This is a genomic window from Achromobacter semiaridum (genome assembly GCF_053543755.1).
This window is the reverse complement of record NZ_JBLVOL010000086.1, coordinates 1-6,544: the sequence shown is the minus strand read 5'-3', so window position 1 is coordinate 6,544 and position 6,544 is coordinate 1. Positions and strand designations below refer to the sequence as shown.

Sequence of the window (6,544 nt, the reverse complement as noted above, 5' to 3'; positions counted from 1 at the left end):
GACGTTTTCTAGACTGACGGCTGACATGACGGCGGGGGGGTGCCCGAAAAGAGCGAATTGATCATTATATAAGCGCGCCGTGACGGCAAGCGCCTATGGCCCCGGAGGGCCTGGGGGGATGGCGGTTTTATCCGTCCCCGAAATAATCGGCCCGGCGGGCCACAAAGGCGCGCCGCCCCCAAGACAGCCGGAACCCGAAATTACTGGTTGCGCTGGTTCAGGGCCTGGATCAGGCCGTCGATGCCGTTCTGGTTGATCTGCTGCGCAAACTGGTTGCGGTAGTTTTCGATCAGCCAGATGCCTTCGACGTTCATGTCGTAGATCTTCCAGCCTTGGGGCGTCTTTTCCAGACGGTAGTCCACGCCGGTGGGCTGGCCGTTGGACTGGCTGATCAGCGTGCGCACGACCACATCGTCGGCCTTGGGGTCGCCACGGAACGGCAGTGCCTTGACGGACGTGCTGGGCGTCACGCGGGTCAGCGCGCCGCTGTAGGTGCGAACCAGCGTGCCACGGAAGGCGTCGGCCAGCGCTTTCTTCTGCTGGTCGGTTGCCTGGCGCCAGAAGCGGCCAGCGGCCAGGCGCGTGGTCTTCTGGAAGTTGACGTAGGGCAGGATGTGCTGGTTGACCACTTCGTTGATCCGGGCGGTGTTGCCGGCCTTGACCGCGCCGTCGGCCTTCAGGACATCAAGGGCTTCGTTGGCGGTGGCCAGCACGAACTGGTCCGGCGCGCCGTTGGGATCGGGCTTGGCCTGGGCAGCGCCGGCCACGGCAAGGCCCAGAAGGCCCGCGAAGGCCAACCGTTGCATCAGGGAAAGAAAAGCAAATCGCATCAAAACTCCTTACGGTACCGATGAACGCAAGCCTAGAGCTTACTTGGTGGCGGGCACGGGTGCCGGGGCAGCCTTGCCGGCGGCAGGGGCATCGTCCTCGTCGTCTTCGTAGTTGGGCAGCGAACCTTCGTCGTCAACCCGGTGGCCCATGACCATGGCGTTGCGGCGTTGCAGGTAGGCGTCGCGGATGAAGCTGTACGGGTCCAGGGCAACGCGGTCGATCGTGTCGGTGGCGTTCAAGAGGCTGGCGCGCGTGTCGACCAGGCGCAGGCCCCACAGGGAATTGCGCAGGCGCACGTTGTCGATGGCGTCGATGCCCATGTAGCCGTAGGTGGTGCCGGCAAGGTCGCCGGCCAGGCCGACGCCGTCACGCACGCTGGACGAACCGAAGATCGGCAGCACCAGGTACGGGCCCTGGCCAAAACCCCACACGCCCAGCGTCGTGCCGAAGTCGTTCGGAATCTTGCGCGCGCCGTTGGCCGAGGCAACGTCAAAGCAGCCGCCCACGCCCATCGTGGTGTTGAACAGGAAGCGGCCCAGCGTGTTCACGAAGTCGTGGCCACGGCCTTGCAGGAAGCTGTTCGTGCCGGACCACAGGTCCGTCATGTTGCTGAAGATGTTGTGCACGCAGCTGCGCACGGGCTGCGGCGTGACATAGGTATACGCCTGGGCGACCGGCTTGAATACCGCGCGGTCCACCGTGTCATTGAACTTGTACACGCCCCGGTTGAAGCCTTCCCACGGATCGCGCGGGTCGGGGTTCTGCGGCGCGGCGCAGCCGGCCATCAGGACACCCGCCGCCGCGATGGTGGCAATTCGGGAAAATGCGTTCTTGTTCATGATCAGGAGATCCCTATCAACGATTCTTATGTTATTGCGATGTCGAGGCGTGACGCCGTTACAGCGTCTTTCGCATCGTCTTTAATTTGGCGCTTTCGCGGCGGGCTCGGACGACGAAGCGCCCTGCTTTTCAGCGGAGCCGTACAGGAACTGGCTGATCAGCTGCTCCAGGACAACCGCGCTCTGTGTATAGCGGATTTTTCCGCCGTCGGTAAAGTTCTCTTCTTCGCTGCCCGCCGTCAGACCCAGGTATTGCTCGCCCAGCAGGCCGGAGGTGAGAATCGAGGCCGAGGAATCCTTCGGAAACTGGTATTCCTTTTCCAGATTCACCGACACGACCGCCTGGAAGGTCTTGTCGTCGAACGTGATGCTGGACACGCGGCCCACCACGACGCCGGCGCTTTTGACGGCCGCGCGCGGTTTCAGGCCGCCTACGTTATCGAAATTGGCCGAAAGCGTATAGGTGGGGGCAAAGGAAAAGGTGCTTAGGTTGCCGGCTCGCAACGCCAGGAACGCCAGAGCGACCGCGCCCAGCAGTACAAACAGGCCTACCCAGAAGTCGGTTTTTTCGCGTGACATGATCAATCCGTTTCAATTTCCAAACATCAAGGCGGTGAGCAGGAAGTCCAGCCCAAGTACCGCCAGGGAACCCACGACCACCGTGCGCGTGGTGGCCCGCGCCACGCCTTCCGGCGTGGGCTTGGCCTGCCAGCCTTCGTAAAGCGCGACCAGCGTGACCGTGATGCCGAACACCACGCTCTTGACGACACCGTTGGCCACGTCGTTCCAGACGTCGACACCGTTTTGCATCTGCGACCAGAAGGCGCCCGCGTCCACGCCGATCATTACGACGCCGACGACCCAGCCGCCCAGGATGCCCACCATGGAGAACACAGCGGCCAGGATGGGCATGGCGATGATGCCGCCCCACAGGCGCGGCACCAGCACGCGGCGGATGGGGTCTACGGCCATGACTTCCATGGCCGACAGCTGTTCGCCCGCTTTCATCAGGCCGATCTCGGCCGTCAGCGAAGTGCCCGCCCGGCCCGCGAACAGCAGCGCGGTGACGACAGGGCCCAATTCGCGCACCAGCGACAACGCCACCAGCAGGCCCAGGGCCTCTTCGGAGCCGTAGCGGTTCAGCGTGTAATAGCCTTGCAGGCCCAGCACAAAGCCCACGAACATGCCCGACACGGCGATGATCAGCAGGGAATAGTTGCCGATGAAGTGGACTTGTTGGGACACCAGGCGCGGCCGCGAGAACACGATGCCGCTGCGCGCCAGCATGCCGCCAAAAAAGCGGGTGAAAAAGCCGATGCCCGAGATTTGCTTGCGCACCCAGCCACCCAGCGCGCCGACCACGTTGTTGGAACCGCTCATGCTTTGCGCCCTTTCTGTGCGGACAGCCACTTTTGGAAAGCAGGCGTGTCGGGATACTGGAACGCGACCGGGCCGTCAGGTTCGCCTTTCAGGAATTGCTGCACGTAAGGGTCTTGCGACGCCGACAACGATTCCGGCGTGCCGGCAGCGGCCAGCTTGCCCTGGCCCACCAGATACACCTGGTCGGCGATGGAAAAGGACTCCTGGACGTCGTGCGTGATCAGCACCGAGGCGCAACCCAGCCGGTCGGCCAGGTGGCGGATCAGGCGGGCGGTGATGCCTAGCGAGATCGGGTCCAGGCCCGCGAAGGGCTCGTCGTACAAAATCAGTTCGGGTTCCAGCACGACGGCGCGGGCCAACGCCACGCGGCGCGCCATGCCGCCGGATATTTCGGCCACCTTCAGATGCGCGGCGGCCCGCAGGCCGACGGCGTCCAGCTTGTCCAGCACGCGGTCGGTGACTTCGGCTTCGGACAGGCGGGTGTGTTCGCGCAGCGGAAAAGCCACGTTTTCAAACACGTTCAGATCGGTAAACAGCGCGCCTTGCTGGAACAGCACGCCCATGCGCTTGCGCAGGGCCTGCAATTGCGCCGGAGTGACCTGGCCCAAGTCCTGGCCAAACGCTTGTACCTGCCCTCGCTGCGCGACAAGCTGGCCGGTGGCCGCGCGCAACAGCGTGGTCTTGCCCGAGCCCGAGCCGCCCATGATGGCGACCACTTCGCCTGCGCGCACTTCCATGGAGATATCGCGCAGGACGGTGAAATCACCGTAGCCGAGCGCTACACCGTCCAGGCGCAGGGCGAATTCCGGGGTGCTGCTTGATTGAGCGGGCATGGGCAACGAAAGAGTGTTTCGGTGGCGGAGCTAGCCCTGCTGGCTTGTCGGCGCGCGGGGCGGATAACCGGGCTGCGCGGGCAAGACAGGCTGCGGCGGGAAGCGCCCGGTTACTCAGGTGCCGGGGCAAAACAGGCGATGGGCCCCAGCGGCGAGGCGCCATTGTAGCTCGACGCTTTGCAATGACAACGCAGGGGCCCGCCCGTGGAACAGTGTTTTCGGTGGCAGGGACAATCCGGGTCGCGTTTGGAGCGAGCGGGCGGCGCCTTCAGGCCGGCCGGGGCGCATCAGCGGCATCAGTCGCCCCAGGCGCCCCAGGCACCCCAGGCGCCCCAGGCACCCCAGGGCCTGCGGCTACGTGCGCCGTCCCAGCCGCGTCAGGAGCGGATCAGGAGCGATGTCGGACGGCGGCCAGTTCGCGCGCCAGCCGGGCCACCAGCTCGGCCGTGCTTTCGCGCCGGGCCAGCGGTGCGGCCTGTCCTGCCCACAGGGACAGCACTTCAGTGTTGCCGGCCTTGCCGCCCTCGGTGCGCATGGGCCGCGTCAAGGCGTTTTGCAGCGGATACGGCAGGATGTCGGCGGCAATGGCGTCGGCGTCCCGCATGAACGTGTTGGCGATTCCGCGAGCCGGGCGGCCGGAAAATGCCCGCGTCACCCGCGACTGCTCGGACCGCGAGGCGGGCAGCAGGGCCTTGTAGGGCTCGCTGATGCCGGATTCGTTCGTCGTCAGGAAGGCCGTCCCCATTTGTGCCGCGTCGGCCCCCAAGGCCAGCGCGGCTGCGATGCCACGCCCGTCCATGATGCCGCCCGAGGCGATTACCGGGATGGATACCGCGTCCGCAATCTGCGGCACCAGCGCCATCGTGCCAATCAGGGATTGTTCGAAGTCGTCCAGGAACGTGCCGCGATGCCCGCCCGCCTCGGCCCCCTGGGCTACCACCGCGTCCACGCCATCCTGCTCCAGCGTCACCGCCTCGCGCACCGTGGTGGCGGTGCCCACCGTCAGAATGCCCAGTTCGCGGCAGCGCGCCAGGACATCGCCGGCGATGCGGCCGAACGTGAAGCTGAACACCGCGGGTCGCAACCGCAGGATGGCGTCAATCTGCTCGGGCAACGGGGCCGCCTGGGGGCCGGGCGCAGCCGGGGCCGGCAGGCCCAGCTGTTCGTGGTACCGGGCCATCAACGCCAGCATGCGGTCGGTGTCACCCTGCATGGGCCGCGCTGGCACGCTGGCGAACAGGTTGATGCCGAACGGGCGGTCGGTGCGGGCACGGATGCCCTGCGCGGCGGCCTCGATCTGTGCGGGCGTCATGTAGGCCGCCCCAAGCGACCCCAGGACGCCCGCCTTGGACGCTTCGGACACCAGCTCCACCGTCGTCGCCCCGCCCGCCATGGGCGCTTGGATGACGGGAAGGTCCAGCTTTAGCAGGTCTAGCAATCGGGCGGCCATGGGGTGACTCCTTCAGGTTATTGAAGCTGGATGTTTCCAGCCTTGATGACGTGGGCCCACTTGTCGGTTTCGCTCTTGATGAAAGCCGCGAATTCCTCGGGCGTTCCGCCGCCGGCCTGGCTGCCGGTGTCGGCAATCGCCTTTTGCACATCCGGCTCTTTCAGGATGCGGTTGAACTCGGCGTTCAGCTTGGCAATGATCGGCGCGGGCGTGCCGGCCGGGGCCACAATGCCCTGCCAGTTGTAGGACTCGAAGCCGGCCAGGCCGGACTCGGCCATGGTGGGCACGTCGGGCAGCACGGCCAGGCGCTTGGCGGACGTGACCGCGATGGGGTGGATCTTGGCGCCTTGGATGGCCGGCAGCGCGGAATAGCCCATTTCGAACATCATCGAGATGTGCCCGCCCATCAGATCGGTGGCGGCCAGGCTGCCACCCTTGTAGGGCACGTGCACGATGTCGATCTTGGCCTGTTCGCGGAACATTTCGCCCGACAGGTGGTGCGCGCCGCCCACGCCGGACGAGCCAAACGACAGCTTGCCCGGCTGTTTCTTGGCCAGCGCGATCAGGTCCGCCAGCGTCTTGACCGGCAATTCGTTATTCACACTCAACACCAACGGGCTGTTCTCGATCAGCACGATCGGGGCCAGATCCTTCTGCGGGTTGTAGGGCATTTCCTTCATCAGTGACGGGTTCACCGCCATGGGCGCCAAATTGCCCGTGCCGATGGTGTAGCCGTCGGGTGCGGCCTTCGCGATCAGGTTGGTGCCGACCACGCCGCCCGCGCCCGCCTTGTTTTCCACCACGATGGGCTGGCCCAGCGATTCGCCCAGCTTGCGCGCCAGCAGACGCACGCGGGTGTCGGCAAAGCCGCCCGGCGCGTAAGGCACGATCATGGTGATGGGCTTGGCGGGCCAGTCGGCGGTCTGGGCTTGCGCGGCGCCGCTGAAGGCGGCAACGGCCGCCAGGGCAGCGATCAGGGGGCGCAGTGATTTCATGCTGGTGACTCCTCTTTCTTGTCTCTAATGTGTACAGCCCTGCGGGCCGATCGCATTATGCCCAGCGCCTTTGTCTTCTGTCGTGATTTTTCCCAAGCGCCATGCCGACACGGCCAGCAGCGCGGCCCCGCCGCCCAGCACTTGCGGCAGGCCGGCGCCCCAGTGGCCGGCCCACGATGCCAGGAGCGGCCCCAGGATCTGCCCCGCGGCAAAGGC

7 protein-coding genes and 1 pseudogene are annotated in these 6,544 nt (G+C 65.7%); all 8 read right to left on the bottom strand.

Annotated elements, in window-relative coordinates:
- Positions 1-200: 200 nt before the first annotated feature.
- Positions 201-830 carry an MlaC/ttg2D family ABC transporter substrate-binding protein gene (locus ACNPP0_RS22030; RefSeq protein WP_332609052.1) on the bottom strand — a complete coding sequence of 210 codons (630 nt, stop codon included), beginning with the start codon at positions 828-830 and terminating at the stop codon, positions 201-203.
- A gap of 39 nt (positions 831-869) precedes the next feature.
- Complete coding sequence (locus tag ACNPP0_RS22025) at positions 870-1,670, bottom strand: MlaA family lipoprotein (RefSeq protein ID WP_332609051.1); 801 nt, start codon at positions 1,668-1,670, stop codon at positions 870-872.
- Positions 1,671-1,751: 81 nt separating this feature from the next.
- Positions 1,752-2,249, bottom strand: coding sequence for an outer membrane lipid asymmetry maintenance protein MlaD (gene mlaD, locus ACNPP0_RS22020; RefSeq protein WP_046805343.1), 498 nt, complete (start codon positions 2,247-2,249; stop codon positions 1,752-1,754).
- 12 nt (positions 2,250-2,261) lie between these two features.
- The gene (mlaE, locus tag ACNPP0_RS22015; RefSeq protein WP_332609048.1) at positions 2,262-3,050 is read right to left on the bottom strand and encodes a lipid asymmetry maintenance ABC transporter permease subunit MlaE; all 789 of its coding nucleotides are present in this window, start codon (positions 3,048-3,050) and stop codon (positions 2,262-2,264) included.
- Entirely contained in the window at positions 3,047-3,883 is an 837-nt protein-coding gene (locus tag ACNPP0_RS22010; protein WP_448707004.1) for an ABC transporter ATP-binding protein, read from the bottom strand. Before ACNPP0_RS22010 ends, mlaE begins: the two co-directional genes overlap by 4 nt.
- Before the next feature lie 388 nt (positions 3,884-4,271).
- The gene (locus tag ACNPP0_RS22005) at positions 4,272-5,333 is read right to left on the bottom strand and encodes an NAD(P)H-dependent flavin oxidoreductase (RefSeq protein WP_448707003.1); all 1,062 of its coding nucleotides are present in this window, start codon (positions 5,331-5,333) and stop codon (positions 4,272-4,274) included.
- A 17-nt stretch (positions 5,334-5,350) separates the two neighbouring features.
- Complete coding sequence (locus ACNPP0_RS22000) at positions 5,351-6,328, bottom strand: Bug family tripartite tricarboxylate transporter substrate binding protein (RefSeq protein ID WP_448707002.1); 978 nt, start codon at positions 6,326-6,328, stop codon at positions 5,351-5,353.
- Between the two features lie 24 nt (positions 6,329-6,352).
- A pseudogene (locus ACNPP0_RS21995) lies at positions 6,353-6,544 on the bottom strand (YbfB/YjiJ family MFS transporter); the annotation flags it as partial.